Source organism: Streptomyces sp. ICC4 (assembly GCF_003287915.1).
In the GTDB taxonomy this organism is placed as follows: Bacteria; Actinomycetota; Actinomycetes; order Streptomycetales; family Streptomycetaceae; genus Streptomyces; species Streptomyces tritrimontium.
In genome coordinates, this window is the sequence record NZ_CP030286.1 from 3,143,848 (window position 1) to 3,159,028 (window position 15,181).

Sequence of the window (15,181 nt, forward strand, 5' to 3'; positions counted from 1 at the left end):
GAGGGCACAAGGCAAGGACCCCCAGTCGATCATGACTGGGGGTCTTTGGCATCTACGCCTGACATCAACGGGGGCGGTCACTGTCGGCCGGGCGCCTCTTGAGCAGGCGGTCCATGTGGGTGATCGCTTCGCGCTGGGTGTCCTGGACCACGTGCGTGTAGACGTCCATGGTGATGCTGATCTGGCTGTGCCCGAGGATCTCCATGACGACGCGGGGCGCGACCCCGGCGGCGGTCAGCAGCGTCGCGCAGCCGTGGCGGGCGTCGTGCAGCCGGATCACCCGGAGGCCGGCGCCCTGAGCGACACGGGTGAAGGACCGGTAGACGTTGCGCGGCTCCACCGGGCGGCCTGTACGCGTCGTGAAGATGTGCCCGCTCTCCGTCCACTTCTCCCCCGCGCGGTCGCGCTGGACGCTCTGCATCATCCGGTGCCCGGCCCGGGCGGTGTATCGGCGGGAAGAAGGAACGTGACCTCGGTACGGCCCTTGCGCAGCTTGCGTTCCAGCACGTATCGGCTCCCGCCGGTCGGGGAAGAAGGCCCCGCGCCCGCAGGGCCGTCTCCCGGCCCCCGGGCGACGTGACATCTTCCACGGCAAGGAGACGGCCTGCTGCGGCCGTCGCTCGGTACGGCCGCGACCCTGGGGCAGACCCATCCCACCCCGATCCGCACGCCGACACCACCCACAACACGGCCCGGGCGTCCTCCGCCACCCGACCGGACCAAGGCCTACATCGAACCGACGTACGAATAGGCCGGGCAGGCGGCCCGAGAAGGGCTCGGTCGGCCAGTGTCCTGTGTCATCGAACCTTGAGCTTGTGCCATCGAAGGTTCGGCGGCGAAACGCGGCCCGTCGCCCCCGGAGAGCTGATGTGCTCTCGCGGGAGAAGCGGGGCGCTTACGGCTTCGTGGTTGCTACTGGACCTTTTCCAGGTCGAGGAGGAGGATTCGGCCCGCGCCGACGCCCAATCCCTCGCCCTGGGAACTCAAGGCGGTGTAGAGCGTCGCGTGGACCAGAGACAGTCCGGTTCCCTCGCTGCTGGACACCTCATAGATGTTCCACCGGGTCGTGTCGTCTGTGCACTGGTTGATCCGCGCCTCGTTCCCACCACGGCGGGGCGTGCCCAGACACAAGGAGCCGTCGCCGCGTGCCCGAGTGATGAGCTGAACCGTCTCGTCCTCGTCGTTCTGGTTGGAGACGGTCCACTGCCCCCGGGTGTCGGCAGTCACGCAGTCTTCCAGTGCGACCGCGCCGCCGAAGGGCGCGAGGGCGACGCACTGGCCGCTGACTTTGTCCTTGAACCGGTAGGTGACGTCATCGACAGCGCCGGCGGGCGAGGCAAGGGCCAGGACAGCGGCGGCGGCAACGCCGAGAGACAGAACCGAACGAACAGGGATCACAGGCACTCCTGAGAGAAGGGTCGTCATTGCTAGACGAGACGGCCAGCAGCAAACGATCAACAGCCTCGGAGAGGTGTGCCCATTCGGAGGCGTCCGCCGGGTTCACCCTTCTGGCTCTATGGGCGAGAAAGCCGTGGCTCTACCTCAGCAGGTCAGTTCCGGCCCTATCTGGGGGGCCCGGCGATCGGAACGCGCCCGCCCGCGTCTCTGACCTGCACGCTTAACCTTCGATGGCACCAACTCGCATCCATCAGCGGTCGATGGCCCACGCTCAAGCAATCGATGACACCGGACAGCCAGCTCAGGAGCGGCGGCCACCCCACCCCAGCAGGACACGTCCGGCTTCCGCGGCACCACCCCGTTCGCGTTTTCCCTCGCGACCGACCAACAGCTGGCCGCGGGAGGTCTCGGAGAGCCAGGGGCGAAGAGTCGGTTCTCAGCCGCCATCCGGCGGGGCTGCCGTGGCGGCTGCCGACCCACTTTCGCGGGGTTGCCCTGGCAGAAGTTCGGTGGGGCGTCCAACGGATGAGGGAAGGCCGGGAACGGAGCCGCTCACCGGCACGACGTCGGTGGTGGGCGTGAATCCGTCCTTCTCCGGCTGCGCGTGTGGATCGTCCGATTTGGTGTACGGGAGGGAGCAGGGACTCTCGCTGGTGCAGGTGGGTTCGATGGTGCTGTCGGAACAGATTCCTGCCTGAGCGCCGAGCAAGGCAACTGGCTTGGCGACGAGCATGTTGAGGTCCCAGGTGTGCTTCGCCGTGTCCACGTCGGCGTACGCGACCGCCCACATCTCCTTGCCGCTGGGGGCAGGCTCCCCCTTGAGGGGGCCGGCTCGGCCGCAGGGCCGGACGTCTCCGTTGGGCAGGTTGGTGTACTTCCCTCCGATGAACCTCACCCGCACCGCGGGGTCCCCGGAATACCTGGGGGCAGGCCGCTGCGACGAGCCTGTGAACGCGACCTCAGCCCCCTTGGAAGGGGAAGGAGGCTCGACCCGCAGGAGATCTGGTGTTTCCGAGACGACGGGAGGGGTGACCTTCCCACTCCTGTCGGGACCGTTCCCCTCATCCCCGGGGCCGAGAACGAAGACGGTGAGCGCGACCGCCCCGGCGATGAGAGCGGCCAGCAGCGTCTGCCAGTGCTTGGCCGCGGCCAGAAACCTTCTCACGAAGGGCTGGGAAGGATCCGGCCCGGGCACCGGATTCTCGTCTTGCGTTGGCGGCTCAGCGTCCATTCGATCCCACCTCCTGAGGCTGGGTTACAGGCTGCTCGGCTGCGGGGCCTGATCGGGGATGCCGCGCGGCTGCAACGGATGACAAGATCCGGATGCAGCAGCGCCAAGCAGCTTCTGGACATGGCGACTGGGGTGAAGCCGGATAGCGGCAAGTGGTCCTGGCCTTGTTGGTGAGTTCCGACAGCACCAGGCCTGCCGGGCAGGGTCAGAGGGGCCGGGTCGAATCCGGTGCTCAGAGATCCTGACAAGTCCTGGGCGGGCATCCGGTGGCTTTCCCCGAAGGTGGGGTCGGTCCGTAGAGGGCGGGTTCGTGACCAGCGAGGATGCCCGTCATGCGCACAGACCAGAACCCTGCCTCCCACGGCTCGACGCGATCGGCGCCCGTCGTCTTCGGTACGGGAGCTGCCATCGGCGTTCTGGGCGGGATGATCGGTCTGGGCGGCGCGGAGTTCCGCCTGCCGCTGCTGATCGGCCTCTTCGGGTTCGCGGCGCTCTCTGCGGTCATCTTGAACAAGGCGATGAGCCTGGTCGTGGTCCTGGTCGCGTTGCCCGCCCGGCTGGCCGCGGTCCCGGCCGCCGACGTGGCCGCACGCTGGCCGGTCTGATCCCGACGATCGTGCTGCTGTTCGGGGAGGACATCAAAACCGCCGGAAGCCTCTCCCTTCTGGTCTCCCTGCCAACCATGCTGGTGGCCTTCGGTCGCTACAGCCGCGACGGAAGCTTCGCCGTCCTCGGCGCCAACCTCCGCTTCATCGCGGTCATGGCCGCAGGCTCGATCGCCGGCGCCGTTCTGGACGGGCTACTGCTCGGCGTGTTCCCGGACCTGGTCCTCATCCCCCTGCTGGCCGTGATTCTGCTCGTCTCCGCGGTCAAGCTGGCCCGTCACGACTGACTGCGACGAGCCTCTCCTGACCCTCGCCGGGTGCCTCGCGTTCTCGTGATCACCGACGCCGTCCTCCCACGCGCCGGACCTGTCAGACACCGCCCTGCGTGCAAGCGAACGGGAAGAGGCCTGGTCAGCGTCGCCGAATGCGTGAGCGATGCGTGAGCGGATGTGCTGGCACGGCCTGGTCTGGAGCGGATCAAGCGGCACGGTGCAGGTCTCTGACCAGGCATTGCCGGATCTCGGCGGACCGAGCGGGATGGTCCGGCACGATCTTGCCTGGACTTTTAATCCGTTGGTTGTCGGTTCGAGTCCGACATGGCCTACTGCTCCGGGGTCGAGGAGAGATCCTCTGACCTGCTGCTGAGCGCCCCGTCCGGGTATCCGGGCGGGGCGCTCGGTCGTTCCCGGGCCCGTGCCGGTCGTACGCGGTCGCTGATCCGGGGGAGGGCGTCCGTCAGGGTGTCCAGCAGGGCGACGAGGAGGTCCGCCCGCGGGTCGGACGGGGGCAGGGCCTCGCGTTGGACGCGGTCCAGGTCGGCCAGGATCAGGCCGGCGGTGCGGACGCCCTGCGCGGTGAGCCGGACCGCGAGGCGGCGCCGGTCGCCCGGGACCGGCAGCCGGGTCGCGAGCGCCGCCTCCTCCAGCCGGTCCAGGCAGCCGGTCAGCGCCCCCGAGGTGACCCCCACGGCCCGGGCGAGCTCGCCGGCGGCCAGGGTGTACGGGGCGCCCGCGTACCGGAGCTCGGTCAGCACGCGCAGCCCCGTACGCCCCAGTCCGTACCGGCGGCACACCGGGCGGGTGTGTTCCTCCACGGCCTGTGCCAGCAGGTCGGCGAGGCGGAACAGACCCGCCGGGCGGCTCGCCCGGACGGCGGCGGGCGCGGCGGCGGCGGCGACCGGCACGGCTCAGTCCGCCGGGCGGGCGGCCGGGCGGACTGAGCCGTGCTGCTCGGCCCGGCCGGGGGCGGGGCGCTGCTGAAGGGTCGAACGGATGGGCGGGGTTACCCGTGGGTCCGGTGGCGCGTTGGCCCGGCATGACCACGATGGAGACTTCCGCGCCGAGGGTGGGGCGCCGCCGGCGGGCACCGGCACCAGGGCACGAAGAATCGGTTCAGCTCACCCCCGACCCGCCCATCTACAGCGCGCTGCTCGCCCGCTGGGAGCAGGACGGCCGGACCGTGCCCGGGTTGCGCGATCCGGAGTGGTCCAAGATCGCCTCCTCGCCCATCTGGCCGAGCGGCCCCCTCTTCGGCGGCTGACCGACCGGCGGGCGGGCCGCACCTCGGCGACTTCCGCGCCGCCTGAGGGCCGCCCCGATCGGAGCCCGAGCAGTCCGGCCGCAGGCGGCGCGGAAGTCGCCTAGTGCTGTGGCCGGGAAGGTTTGCCGGGTCGCGGTGTTCGGTGCGGTGCCTCGCAAGGCGGAGGGCCGCCGCTCGTACTGGACGTACTTCGGTGGTCCGACAACGCGGCGAGGTGCCGTGCCGGGCGCCGCGACCCGGTGAACCTTTCCGGTCACAGCACTAGCGGGATTCCGGGCCCGCCAGGTGGCGGGCGATCACCATGCGCTGGATCTGGTTCGTGCCCTCCACGATCTGGAGGACCTTCGCCTCGCGCATCAGCCGCTCGACGGGGAAGTCCGCCGTGTAGCCGTAGCCGCCCAGCACCTGCACCGCGTCCGTGGTGACGGCCATCGCCGCGTCGGTGCAGAAGAGCTTCGCCATCGCTGCCTGCCGGGAGAACGGCTTGCCCGCGTCCCGCAGCCGTGCCGCCGCCAGGTACAGCGCGCGGCCCGCCTCGATCTTCGTCGCCATGTCGGCCAGCATGAACCGCAGGCCCTGGAAGTCCGCGATGGGGTGGCCGAACTGCTTGCGGTCCAGTGCGTAGACCAGGGCCTCGTCCAGGGCGGCCTGGGCCACGCCGATCGCGCAGGCCGCGATGCCGAGGCGGCCCGCGTCCAGGGCCGCCAGGGCGATCGTGAAGCCCTGGCCCTCCTCGCCGATGCGGCGCGTGTCGGGGACCCGTACGCCGTCGAAGTGCAGCTGGGCGGTGGGCGAGCCCTTCATGCCCATCTTCTTCTCGGGGACGGCTGCGGTCAGGCCCGCCACGTCGCCCGGAACCAGGAAGGCCGTGATGCCCTTCGGGCCGTCCACGCCCGTGCGGGCCAGGACGGTGTAGAAGTCGGCGACCCCGCCGTGGGTGATCCAGGCCTTGGTGCCGTCGATGATCCAGTCGTCGCCGTCCCGGACCGCCTTGGTGGTCAGCGAGGCCGCGTCCGAACCGGCGCCGGGCTCCGAGAGGCAGTACGCGCCGAGCAGGCCGCCGCCGAGCATCCCGGGCAGGTGGGCGCCCTGCTGCTCCTTGGTCCCGTAGCCGGCCAGGCCGTGGCAGGCCAGCGAGTGCACGCTGACGCCGAGCCCCACGGTCAGGCGGGCCGCGGCCAGCTCCTCCAGCACCTGGAGGTAGACCTCGTACGGCTGGTCTCCGCCGCCGAACTCGCCGGCGTACGGCAGGCCGAGCAGACCGGACTCGGAGAGCAGCCCGAAGACCTCCCGGGGGAAGCGGCCGGCGTCCTCCTCCTCGGCGGCCCGGGGCCGGATCTCGCGCTGCGCGATCTCGCGGACGAGTGCGAGCAGGTCGCGGGACTCCTCGGTGGGCAGCTGGCGTTCCACTGGCTGCTGCGCGCGGTCGGTCATGGCGGCGCTCTCCTCACTCGTCAAGCACGGGGCGGCGCGTGAGGGTGGTACGCGTCGCCGGGTCTCGGGGCTCACAGCCGATGGTGCCCTCCCGGATCGCGGGAAGGTCCAGTTCAAGGGGCTGCGGCGGTTGAGTATGCCCGATCAGGGGCTTCCCGTCACGGGTACGGGATCGCCCTCGGGGACGGGCGGGGCCGGGCACCCGGGGACGAACTCCTCGATCACCGTCAGTGTCGCGCGCAGCGTCCGCACCAGCAGGGCGCCGACCTCGGCCCGGCCGGGCCGGCCGGCGGCCTCCGGCGTGCCGATCCACTCGAGCGTGCTGCCCTCGACCCCCGAAAGCCAGCCGACCAGCGCGAGCCGGGCCAGCGGGGGGACGGACCGGTGGCCGTACGCGCCTTCCGCGATGGTCGCGACGAGCTCCTCGCGCACGGCGTCGCGGATGGCGAGGACCTCGGAGTCGGAGCCGACGCCTCCGGTGACGATGGTGCGGTAGGCGGCCTGGTGGTGCTCGGCGTAGTACAGGTAGCCGTCGATCGTGGTGCGCACGCGCTCGGCGGCCGGCACCCGGTCCTCGGCGGCGGCGCGGGCGACGAGCTCGGCCACCGAGTCCTCGACGATGGCCAGGTAGTAGCCGCGCTTGCTCTTGAAATAGTAGTAGATGAGCCCCTTGGCGACGCCCGCGTGCTTGGCGATGTCGTCCATCGAGAGCGCGTCATACGAGGTGTCGGCGAACAACTTGCGCCCGATCGCCATCAGTTCGGCCCGCCGAACCTGCGAACGCCCGCTCGTTCCGCGCTGTTGACTATTATTCAAATTCAGCCCTAGCCTCGAACTGCCACAGGATGCCCGAAGTATGGCAGACCTGCGCGCACTCCCCCTTGCACTCCCCCTGCGCACGGACGACGTACGGGAGGAACACCTCATGGGCAACGGCAAGACGAGCACGAGGACCAACACGGCCGAGGGCCGGGTCAATTGGAAGAAGACGGCCGCCGTCGCGATGCCCGCGATCGTCGCGGTCGGGGCGATGGCCATGGTCATGGCACAGGGCGCGCTCGCCGCCTCCTTCGCCGTCTCGGGGACCACTTTCCAGGTCTCCTCCTCCAAGCTGAGCAGCAAGGGCCTGGCCTCCTACGTGCAGACGGACCGCTCCGTCGACGGCAAGGGGCACCCGGTGGCGCTGCTCGGCATCGGCGATGCCACCCTCACGGACATCTGCCAGGCCGCCGAGGTGGACACCCCGGTGGGCAAGGTGGTCTTCAAACTGACCGCCGGCGGCCCGGCCGGCGAGGTCACCGCCAGCAGCCTGGTCATCGACGGCGAGGACCTGGCCGGCGACGCCGTCTTCGGGACGGCCCAGATCGGCCGCGACGCCTCCACCCTGGACCAGGTCAGCGGGGTCACGGGCGAGGCCGGCAAGTTCGGCCTCCAGGCCGGGAACATCGAGGTCGTGGACGTGAAGTCGCACGCCTGGTCGGCGACCGGCGGCAACTTCCACCTCAAGGGCCTGAAGCTGAACGTCAGCCTGGGCGGCGGCAAGTGCTTCTAGGTCCGCGCGGACCCGTCGGCCCGGGGAGCGGGTGGCTGGAACGGCGGCTCCCGCTGCCCGGCCCCCGGCTGCGGCTGCGCGCCTGGCGCCGCACCCGACCCTTCTGGGGCGGGCTGCTGGTGATCCTGGGCGGGACCGAGCTCCTGCTGGTCCCGCTCTCGCCGCTCACCGTGCTGGTCAGCCTGGGCCTCGGCGGGATCGCCGCGATCGGGATCGGCATCGCGCTGATCGCGGCGGGAGTGTTCCTGTGGCTGCTGCCGCAGGCCCGGGCCTACGTCTCGATCCACGCACTGCTGCTCTCGGTGCTGTCCTTCGTCGCGACCAACCTCGGCGGCTTCCTGCTGGGCATGCTGCTCGGCATCGCCGGCAGCGCGCTGGCCTTCGGCTGGACCCCGCTGCCCGATCCGGAGGCGGCCGAGGAGGGCGCCCCGTACCTCCCGAGCCTGGACGGCAGCGGGCCGCGCACCCTGGCCGCCGCGCTGCCGGTGGTACTGCTCGCCTCGCTGGCGGCGGGGGCGGGCGCCCCGCGGGCGGAGGCGGCCGGGACGGCCCGGGCGGCCCCGGCCGCACTCGCGGCCCGGGCAGCTCCCGCGGCGCCCGCGTCCCCGGAGGCTCCCGCGGCGCCGACAGCGCCGACGGCCGCGCGCACGCCCCCGACCGTGACCACCTCGCTCTTCGCCCCGCAGGGCTTCACCTTCGCGGGCGTCACGCACGTGCCCACGGCGGACGGCCCGCTGAAGGTGCTGGTGCTGCGGATGCGCGCGGCCACCCTCACCGACTACCGGCTGCGCACCCGGGACGGCCGGGACGAGTACGGGCTGGCCGCCCGGAGGCTCGACCTGCGCGGCGACGTCACCCTGTACCTGACGAGGTTCAGCGGCTGCATCGAGGGGCTGCTGTGCGTCACCTTCAGCCCGGACGGACTGCCGGCTCCCCCGATCATCCCGCCGTTCGTCTTCATGACCCGGGTCAGCGCGGAGCAGGCGCTCGTCACCTCGGACGTGATCGAGACCGACGGCCTGCGGCTGGAGGCCTCGTGATCCCCGTCCAGGCCGCGCCGCTGTGGGCGTACGGCATCGGCGCCACCCTCGCGGTGGCGGCCGGGCGCCAGTTGCAGTGGTGGGAGCGGTCGGTCCGGGGCGAGGGGGTCCGTACGAGGAGCCGCGCGGCCCATCCGTACCTGGCGCTCACCCTGCTCTACGCGGCTCTGCTGCCCGCGCCGACCGGGGTGTACCTGATGTGGCAGAACCCTGCCTGGTCCACCATGCACGCGGCGCACGGGCACGACGGCGTATGGGCCGGCTTCGCCCTCCTCCAGGCGGCCTCGCCGGTGGCCGGCGCGCTGCTCGGCTTCCTGGCGGCGCGGCTGTTCGTCCTGGTCGGCGCCGGGTACTGGGGGTACCTCCAGGCGGTGGCCGGGTACTTCCTGCTGTTCTTCACCCTGATCCACGGGTGGGACGGCACGGGGTACCAGCGGCTGCTGAGCGCCGATCCGCGGGCCTTCGCCGGCTGGTCCGCGGACGGCGCGGACGGCGCCGGCGGCGGGTCGGTCCTCAACCACTGCCTCGCCTTCGCGACCTCGGGGACCTTCCTGGCCCTGCTGGTCTTCGGCACGGCCGTGATCGGCACGATGCTGCTGATGGAGATCGGCTGGCTGGTGGAGGGCTGGCGGCTGCCCGGGGCGGCGGCGGACCTCAAGGTGCCCCGGGTGGTCGCGGTGGCGATCGCCGGAGCGGGGGTCCACGCGCTGCCGTTCGCGGGGGCGCTGGGCGCGAGCGTACTGGTGCGGCTGCTGGGCTGGTGGCTCGGCGCCGGGGTGTTCGCCGTGCTCGCCGGGGTGGTGCTGCTGCCCCGGAGCTCGCCGGTGCGGAAGCTGTACGCGCTGGTGGGGATTCCGGACGGGCACTGGCGGGTGGAGCCGCGGGAGCCCGGGGAGCGGGAAGAAGCGGCGGGGACTAGAAGAACCAGCCCACCTGGGTGACGAACATGGCCACGACGACGACCAGGATCCAGCCGAGCACGTGCTCCGTCCAGGAGGAGGAGCCGTCGTCGGGTCCGCCGGTGCGGACCAGGTCACGGGCTCGGGAGGTCAGGGCGGCGCTGTGTGCGGTCATGCCTCCCAATGTGACAGCGGGGGCGGCCTTCGCGGTAGAGACGATGGTCACGCCGTGGCATGTCTCACGCCCCGGTCCGTGGATGCGGGCCGGGGCGTGAGGGGCGCGTGCGCCGGATCAGGTGGCGCGTTCCCGGCCCGCCATGGCCGACATGGCCAGGGCGAGGCAGAGGGCGACGGCCCCGGCGATCACGTTGCTCATCACCGTGCGCGTCGTGTCGACGCTGCCGGCGATGACCCAGGGCGCGACGATCGTCCACGCCGCGAGACCGACCGCCGTCCAGGCCATGGCGTGGGTGCGCTCGTAAGCGGAGCCGAGCCCGCTCATGCACAGGCAGTACGCCAGGCCGGCGATCAGGTTGTTGATCGCCAGCGCGCTGAGCCCGCTGAATCCGGCGATCCACGGCGAAGCGGCGATGTAGAGGCCCGTGAGGAGGGCCATCGCCTCGACGGCCTGGGCGGCCGGCGTGCTGGTGACCCGCTCGAACCGGGTGCGCATCTCGGCGAGGTCGGGGTGGTGTTCGATGCTGTGGGTGGTCATGGTGGGCCGCCTCCTACTGAAGCGCGAAGCCTTTATGTGCCCTTTATTCCCATATGGTCCGCTTGTCATGCCTTCGGGTCAACGGGAAGTTTCACAGCACCCCGACCGCCCGCAGCACGAGGATCTGGGCGGCGCTCGGCCGGACCGGTCCGTAGAGGTAGCAGATGCCGCCGGTGCCGGAGACGGTCTTGCCCGCCGCGTTGAGGCGCTTGGTCCGCAGCCAGTTGTTCTCGAACTCCCGCCGCCGGTAGACGCGGCGCACGGCCGGGTTGTCGGCCGAGTTCGGGTCGTTGGCGATCACGTCGCCGGTCGCCGTGAAGCCGATGACGGTCATCAGGTGGCCGGCCGTGCCGTAGCCCGCGCCCGTGAGCTCCCGGTCGGTGAAGGACTGCGAGGTGATGACCGGGACGCCGGCCCGGACCAGGGCCTCCAGGTCGGACAGCGAGCCCAGCCGGGTGACGACCCCGGCCAGCTGCCGGTAGGTGGCGGCGTAGGCGGCGTTGAAGGGCCAGTTGCCGCAGCCCTTGTACGCGGCGTCGTAGGTGGAGCGGGCGGCATGGCAGACCTGCGGGTCGGCGTAGCCCTTCTTGACCCAGGTCAGGGACTTGGCGCTGGCCCTGCGGCCCCAGAATTCGATGATCATCTGCGAGGAGGTGGGGCTGCACCAGGCCTCGCCGCCGTTGTCGTACTCGGGGTACTGGCCCGCGTGCGTCTCCTGCGAGTACCTCGGCACCTTCAGCTCGTGGGCACCGCCGGAGGGGACGGAGGCCGGGACGGTGAAGCGGTCCGGAACGTCGGAGGCCATGGCGCCCGCGAGCCACACCGTCGGTCCGCGGACGGCGCCGGGCTTGCGGTGGAGGGTCAGGCGCAGCCGCCAGTCCTTGATCCGCAGCCCGCTCGGGGGGGCGTCCACGGCCAGGGTGTCGGTCCAGACGGTGGACTTGCCGTCGGTCTGGCCGTCCACGGAGGTGCGGCGGATGTCCCCGTCGCCCGAGGCCCAGCGGCCCATCACGTACCAGGGGGTGGCGGTGCCGTCGGTGTAGGTGCCGCGCAGCTCGGTCTGGATCCAGGTGCCGGCCGGCGTACGGGCGTTCCAGGAGGCGATGGCCTCGGTGGCGGGCACGGTGGAGGCGTGCACCGGCGAGGTCCAGACGGCGTACTCCCAGGTGCTCTTCTTCCCGGTGTGCGGGTCGGCGTACTCGGTGCGGCCGACCGCGGTCTTGATCTCCAGGCCGGGGCGGGCGCCCGCGATGGCGGTGGTGCCCTGGTGGGTGCCGGCGCTCCAGTGGGCGTGGGAGTGCCAGAACCGGTTGTCCACGGTCTTGCGGGTGGCGGCCCCGGCGGGGGCGTTGGCGGCGGGTGCCGGTCCGGGAGCGGGGACGGGAGCCGGGACGGGGGCCGGTCCGGCCGGGGTCGCGGGCTCCGGTCCGGCCCCGGCCGCGGAGGCCCGGCCGCCGGGGACGGTGGCCGCGGCGGCCGCCGCGAGGGCTACGGCCAGCAGGGCCCGGCGTGGTGTGGCTGCGGTCATCGGCGTGGCCCCCAGGGGTCGGTGCGGTGTCGACTGCTCCACCCTTCCAGTTCCCGCCCGCCGGGCGGCGAAGCCGGGGGCACGTGTCGGGGTGACGCGGGACCCCGGTGCACGCGAGAACCCGGCATACGTGAGAGACCCCGGTCCGGGCCGCCGGGCCCGGCGGGCCCGGCAGTGCTTTGGCCACGGCACTACGCTGGGGCCGTGGAATTCCAGGCGGCATCACGGTCCCTCCCGGCGCTCGCGCACGAGCTCGCCGGACTGCCGACCTCCCTCGGGGCGGTGCGCCTGATCGGGATCGACGGGCACGCCGGGTCCGGGAAGAGCACCTTCGCGGGGGCGCTCGCCGAGGCGCTCGGCGGGGCTCCCGTGCTGCACCTCGACGATGTGGCCAGCCACGAGGAGCTTTTCGCGTGGGACGACCGGCTGCGCGCCCAGGTGCTGGAGCCGCTCGCCGCGGGCCGGCCCGCGCACTGGGCCCCGTACGACTGGATCGAACGGCGGTTCGGTGCGGAGCGGCTGCTGGAGCCGGCCCCGGTGCTGCTCGTCGAGGGGGTCGGCGCCGGCCGGCGCGCGCTGCGCCCGCGGCTGGCGCGGCTGTTGTGGATGGAGACACCGCGTGCGCAGTCCTGGGGGCGCGGGCGAAACCGGGACGGGCGTGAACTTTCCGACTTCTGGGACGGATGGGAGCGCGCGGAGCTCGCGCACTTCTCGGATGACCCTTCGCGCCCCTTCGCGGACACCCTGGTACGGCAGAGCGGTACGGGATACGAGTGGTCTTCCGGGACTGCTGCGACGGCGGGAACCACGACTTCCGTCACCGAGGGTGACGGACTCCCCCGGGCCTGACGGGCCCCGGAACTCCGCCGCGCGCAGGCTCCACCCGGCCGCTTGACCCGGGGACGAGGACGGCCTTACGTTCTGAATACGCGGCCCTCACAGGCCGCCACGGACGCGAAGCCCCCGATTGTTCCCCCGTGATCGGGGGCTTCGCCCTGCCCCGACCGCGGGACTCCACGGCCTTCCCGGCGGCGCGGCGACGCGGCACGGACGGGCGAATCCGCCCCGTATTCTCACCCTGTGTCACCACGGGTGCCACGGGTATCCACCCGACCCGTCTTCACCGCACCCTACGTAAGGTGCGTAACCGCAGGTACGATGCACCCCTGATTTCATCAGCGCAGGGACAACTCGCGTGCGCGACGCGGGGGTTGTCGCGCACCACGGGGGCAGGCTTGTGGGGGACGTGATGGATTTCGCCGCGGTGGGCAGCGCACACGCCCCGGCCGAACTCGCCTGGCTGCGGGGCGTCGACGCCTGCACGATGGGCGCTTATCCGCAGGCCGAGGAGGAGTTCCGGACGGCGGTACGACTGGATCCGGCGATGGCCGACGCCTGGCTGGGCCTGCACGCGCTCCGGGTCGACACCACCAACGCATTACTCCGGATGTACGCCCACCGGGACCGCTTCGGGGAACAGCGGGCCCGGCACCGGCGGACGCTCAACTCCTGGTACTGGCTGGGCTGGTGGGTGCAGCCGGTGCTGGAGAGCCGGCGCGACCTGCTGCTCGCGCACGCCTCGCACTGGCTGGACGGCCGCCATGTGCCCGAGCTGGACCAGGCGCTCGCCGCCCTGCCGCCCGTGGACACCGATCCGCAGGTCCGCTTCCTGCACGCCTGCCGGGCCTATCTGGTCAAGGACTGGGAGCAGCTGGTGCGGCACACCGAATCCCTGGTGGACGACCCGCTGCTGGGCATCGAGGCCGGCCTGTTCGGCGGGATGGCCCGGGTCCGCCTCGAGATGTACGGGCAGGCGGAGCCGCTGCTGTCGGCCTCGCTGATGCGCTGCCGCAGCGAGCAGCCGCAGCGCAAGGAGCTGCGGTACTGGCTGGCCCGCGCGCACGAGGGGACCGGGCGCAGCGCGGCGGCGCTGCCGCTCTACCGGGCGGTGCACCGGGTGGACCCGGCGTTCATGGACACGGCGGCCCGGCTGACGGCGATCGAGGACAGCGAGGACGCCGACGGACTGGCCGGGTTCGCGGGCGGCTACGGCCACGAGGGGATCGGCGGCCACGGCCTGTCCCCCTCGGGCGGTGACTTCGCGGCGGTGGTCCTGGGCGGCGGCCCGGCCCAGGACCTCGCGGCGGACGGGCAGGCGGAGGCGGACCCGCTGACTTCGGCGGAGCCGCCGGAGCCGCGACACGGCCCGGGGGCGGCGCCGCCGGGTCCCGGCCCGGGCCGGCCGGCCGGCGTGCGGCACAAGGTGGCCCTGCCCGCCCAGCCGGGGCCGGTGGGGCTGCCGTCCGGGCCGGCGGATCCGGCGGCGCTGGCCCACGCGCTCGCGGAGCTGGAGCGGATGGTGGGCCTGGAGCCGGTCAAGCGGCAGGTGAAGGCGCTCTCCGCGCAGCTGCACATGGCCCGGCTGCGGGCGGCTTCGGGACTGCCGGTGCAGCCGCCGAAGCGGCACTTCGTCTTCTCGGGGCCGTCCGGCACGGGCAAGACGACGGTGGCGCGGATCCTGGGCCGGGTCTTCTACGCGCTGGGCCTGCTCGGCGGCGACCACCTGGTGGAGGCGGGGCGCGCGGACCTGGTCGGCGAGTTCCTCGGGCAGACGGCCGTGAAGGCGAACGAGCTGATCGACTCGGCGATCGGCGGGGTGCTGTTCGTGGACGAGGCGTACAGCCTGTCCAACTCCGGGTACAGCAAGGGCGACGCGTACGGCGACGAGGCCCTGCAGGTGCTGCTGAAGCGGGCGGAGGACAACCGCGACCACCTCGTGGTGATCCTGGCGGGCTATCCGGCGGGGATGGACCGGCTGCTGGCCACCAATCCCGGCCTGTCCTCGCGGTTCACCACCCGGGTGGACTTCCCGAGCTACCGGCCGCTGGAGCTGTCCGCGATCGGCGGGGTGCTGGCGGACGCCAACGGCGACCGGTGGGACGAGGAGGCGCTGGAGGAGCTGCGGAGCATCAGCGGGCACGTGGTGGAGCAGGGCTGGATCGACGAGCTCGGCAACGGCCGGTTCCTGCGGACGCTGTACGAGAAGAGCTGCGCGTACCGGGATCTGCGGCTGGCGGGCTTCGCCGGTGATCCCTCGCGGGACGATCTCTCCACCCTGCGGCTGGCGGACCTGATGCAGGCGTACGGGGAGGTCCTGTCGGGCCGGGGTCCGCAGGAGCGGCCGGAGCCGCCGCCGTTGTAGCCGTTCGGGGGCCGGAGATGTCGCGCCGCGGCATCTCC

General features: G+C 72.3%; 16 protein-coding genes and 1 pseudogene. 8 read left to right on the plus strand and 9 right to left on the minus strand.

Going from position 1 to position 15,181, the window contains the following annotated elements:
• Nucleotides 1-64 precede the first annotated feature (64 nt).
• From DRB89_RS14690 to DRB89_RS14705, 3 genes and pseudogenes are all read right to left on the minus strand, one after another.
• Nucleotides 65-430, minus strand: a pseudogene (locus DRB89_RS14690) (tyrosine-type recombinase/integrase); the annotation flags it as partial.
• Between the two features lie 482 nt (nucleotides 431-912).
• A complete protein-coding gene (locus DRB89_RS14700; RefSeq protein WP_112447394.1) occupies nucleotides 913-1,398 on the minus strand; it encodes a hypothetical protein in 486 nt (161 codons plus the stop codon).
• Between the two features lie 436 nt (nucleotides 1,399-1,834).
• Nucleotides 1,835-2,629, minus strand: coding sequence for a hypothetical protein (locus tag DRB89_RS14705; protein WP_112447396.1), 795 nt, complete (start codon nucleotides 2,627-2,629; stop codon nucleotides 1,835-1,837).
• Between the two features lie 332 nt (nucleotides 2,630-2,961).
• Between DRB89_RS14705 and DRB89_RS44510 the strand changes: the two genes are divergently transcribed.
• Nucleotides 2,962-3,234, plus strand: coding sequence for a hypothetical protein (locus tag DRB89_RS44510; RefSeq protein ID WP_239516143.1), 273 nt, complete (start codon nucleotides 2,962-2,964; stop codon nucleotides 3,232-3,234).
• Between the two features lie 11 nt (nucleotides 3,235-3,245).
• The gene (locus tag DRB89_RS44515) at nucleotides 3,246-3,521 is read left to right on the plus strand and encodes a hypothetical protein (RefSeq protein ID WP_239516144.1); all 276 of its coding nucleotides are present in this window, start codon (nucleotides 3,246-3,248) and stop codon (nucleotides 3,519-3,521) included.
• 314 nt (nucleotides 3,522-3,835) lie between these two features.
• Here the strand turns inward: DRB89_RS44515 and DRB89_RS43730 are convergent, their stop codons facing one another.
• Nucleotides 3,836-4,417: a MarR family transcriptional regulator gene (locus tag DRB89_RS43730; RefSeq protein ID WP_204357653.1), complete on the minus strand. Its 582-nt coding sequence runs from the start codon at nucleotides 4,415-4,417 to the stop codon at nucleotides 3,836-3,838.
• A 131-nt stretch (nucleotides 4,418-4,548) separates the two neighbouring features.
• Here DRB89_RS43730 and DRB89_RS14720 point away from each other — a divergent pair, with 131 nt between their 5' ends.
• Nucleotides 4,549-4,773: a hypothetical protein gene (locus tag DRB89_RS14720; protein ID WP_112448940.1), complete on the plus strand. Its 225-nt coding sequence runs from the start codon at nucleotides 4,549-4,551 to the stop codon at nucleotides 4,771-4,773.
• 261 nt (nucleotides 4,774-5,034) lie between these two features.
• Here DRB89_RS14720 and DRB89_RS14725 read toward each other — a convergent pair whose 3' ends face one another.
• Entirely contained in the window at nucleotides 5,035-6,207 is a 1,173-nt protein-coding gene (locus tag DRB89_RS14725; RefSeq protein ID WP_112448939.1) for an acyl-CoA dehydrogenase family protein, read from the minus strand.
• A gap of 144 nt (nucleotides 6,208-6,351) precedes the next feature.
• Nucleotides 6,352-6,963 (minus strand): TetR/AcrR family transcriptional regulator, encoded by a 612-nt coding sequence (locus tag DRB89_RS14730; protein WP_239516145.1) that lies wholly within the window; start codon nucleotides 6,961-6,963, stop codon nucleotides 6,352-6,354.
• Nucleotides 6,964-7,063: 100 nt separating this feature from the next.
• On the opposite strand from DRB89_RS14730, the gene DRB89_RS14735 reads away from it, so the two are divergent.
• From DRB89_RS14735 to DRB89_RS14745, 3 genes are read left to right on the plus strand one after another with little or no spacing between them, the layout of a single operon-like run.
• Nucleotides 7,064-7,759: a DUF6230 family protein gene (locus DRB89_RS14735; protein ID WP_343234518.1), complete on the plus strand. Its 696-nt coding sequence runs from the start codon at nucleotides 7,064-7,066 to the stop codon at nucleotides 7,757-7,759.
• Nucleotides 7,750-8,799: a DUF6114 domain-containing protein gene (locus tag DRB89_RS14740; RefSeq protein WP_239516146.1), complete on the plus strand. Its 1,050-nt coding sequence runs from the start codon at nucleotides 7,750-7,752 to the stop codon at nucleotides 8,797-8,799. The genes DRB89_RS14735 and DRB89_RS14740 overlap by 10 nt, the downstream gene beginning before the upstream one ends.
• Nucleotides 8,796-9,740, plus strand: coding sequence for a hypothetical protein (locus DRB89_RS14745; RefSeq protein WP_204357728.1), 945 nt, complete (start codon nucleotides 8,796-8,798; stop codon nucleotides 9,738-9,740). Before DRB89_RS14740 ends, DRB89_RS14745 begins: the two co-directional genes overlap by 4 nt.
• Here the strand turns inward: DRB89_RS14745 and DRB89_RS14750 are convergent.
• From DRB89_RS14750 to DRB89_RS14760, 3 genes are all read right to left on the minus strand, one after another.
• The gene (locus tag DRB89_RS14750; protein ID WP_112448937.1) at nucleotides 9,715-9,873 is read right to left on the minus strand and encodes an SCO1431 family membrane protein; all 159 of its coding nucleotides are present in this window, start codon (nucleotides 9,871-9,873) and stop codon (nucleotides 9,715-9,717) included. The two genes, DRB89_RS14745 and DRB89_RS14750, sit on opposite strands and share 26 nt — an antisense overlap.
• Nucleotides 9,874-9,990: 117 nt before the next feature.
• The gene (locus DRB89_RS14755; RefSeq protein WP_112448936.1) at nucleotides 9,991-10,413 is read right to left on the minus strand and encodes an SPW repeat protein; all 423 of its coding nucleotides are present in this window, start codon (nucleotides 10,411-10,413) and stop codon (nucleotides 9,991-9,993) included.
• A gap of 91 nt (nucleotides 10,414-10,504) precedes the next feature.
• Nucleotides 10,505-11,941, minus strand: coding sequence for a peptidase C39 family protein (locus DRB89_RS14760; RefSeq protein WP_112448935.1), 1,437 nt, complete (start codon nucleotides 11,939-11,941; stop codon nucleotides 10,505-10,507).
• 204 nt (nucleotides 11,942-12,145) lie between these two features.
• Here DRB89_RS14760 and DRB89_RS14765 point away from each other — a divergent pair, with 204 nt between their 5' ends.
• Nucleotides 12,146-12,790 (plus strand): hypothetical protein, encoded by a 645-nt coding sequence (locus DRB89_RS14765; protein ID WP_112448934.1) that lies wholly within the window; start codon nucleotides 12,146-12,148, stop codon nucleotides 12,788-12,790.
• Between the two features lie 400 nt (nucleotides 12,791-13,190).
• The gene (locus tag DRB89_RS14770) at nucleotides 13,191-15,143 is read left to right on the plus strand and encodes an AAA family ATPase (RefSeq protein ID WP_204357727.1); all 1,953 of its coding nucleotides are present in this window, start codon (nucleotides 13,191-13,193) and stop codon (nucleotides 15,141-15,143) included.
• The last annotated feature ends 38 nt before the right edge of the window (nucleotides 15,144-15,181 follow it).

Bases quoted from the DNA above. Each gene is read 5' to 3' on its own strand.
- DRB89_RS14705 (WP_112447396.1), bottom strand. From the start codon at position 2,629: ATGGACGCTGAGCCGCCAACGCAAGACGAGAATCCGGTGCCCGGGCCG.
- DRB89_RS44510 (WP_239516143.1), top strand. From the start codon at position 2,962: ATGCGCACAGACCAGAACCCTGCCTCCCACGGCTCGACGCGATCGGCG.
- DRB89_RS14720 (WP_112448940.1), top strand. From the start codon at position 4,549: ATGACCACGATGGAGACTTCCGCGCCGAGGGTGGGGCGCCGCCGGCGG.
- DRB89_RS14725 (WP_112448939.1), bottom strand. From the start codon at position 6,207: ATGACCGACCGCGCGCAGCAGCCAGTGGAACGCCAGCTGCCCACCGAG.
- DRB89_RS14730 (WP_239516145.1), bottom strand. From the start codon at position 6,963: ATGGCGATCGGGCGCAAGTTGTTCGCCGACACCTCGTATGACGCGCTC.
- DRB89_RS14735 (WP_343234518.1), top strand. From the start codon at position 7,064: ATGGCAGACCTGCGCGCACTCCCCCTTGCACTCCCCCTGCGCACGGAC.
- DRB89_RS14750 (WP_112448937.1), bottom strand. From the start codon at position 9,873: ATGACCGCACACAGCGCCGCCCTGACCTCCCGAGCCCGTGACCTGGTC.
- DRB89_RS14755 (WP_112448936.1), bottom strand. From the start codon at position 10,413: ATGACCACCCACAGCATCGAACACCACCCCGACCTCGCCGAGATGCGC.
- DRB89_RS14760 (WP_112448935.1), bottom strand. From the start codon at position 11,941: ATGACCGCAGCCACACCACGCCGGGCCCTGCTGGCCGTAGCCCTCGCG.
- DRB89_RS14770 (WP_204357727.1), top strand. From the start codon at position 13,191: ATGGATTTCGCCGCGGTGGGCAGCGCACACGCCCCGGCCGAACTCGCC.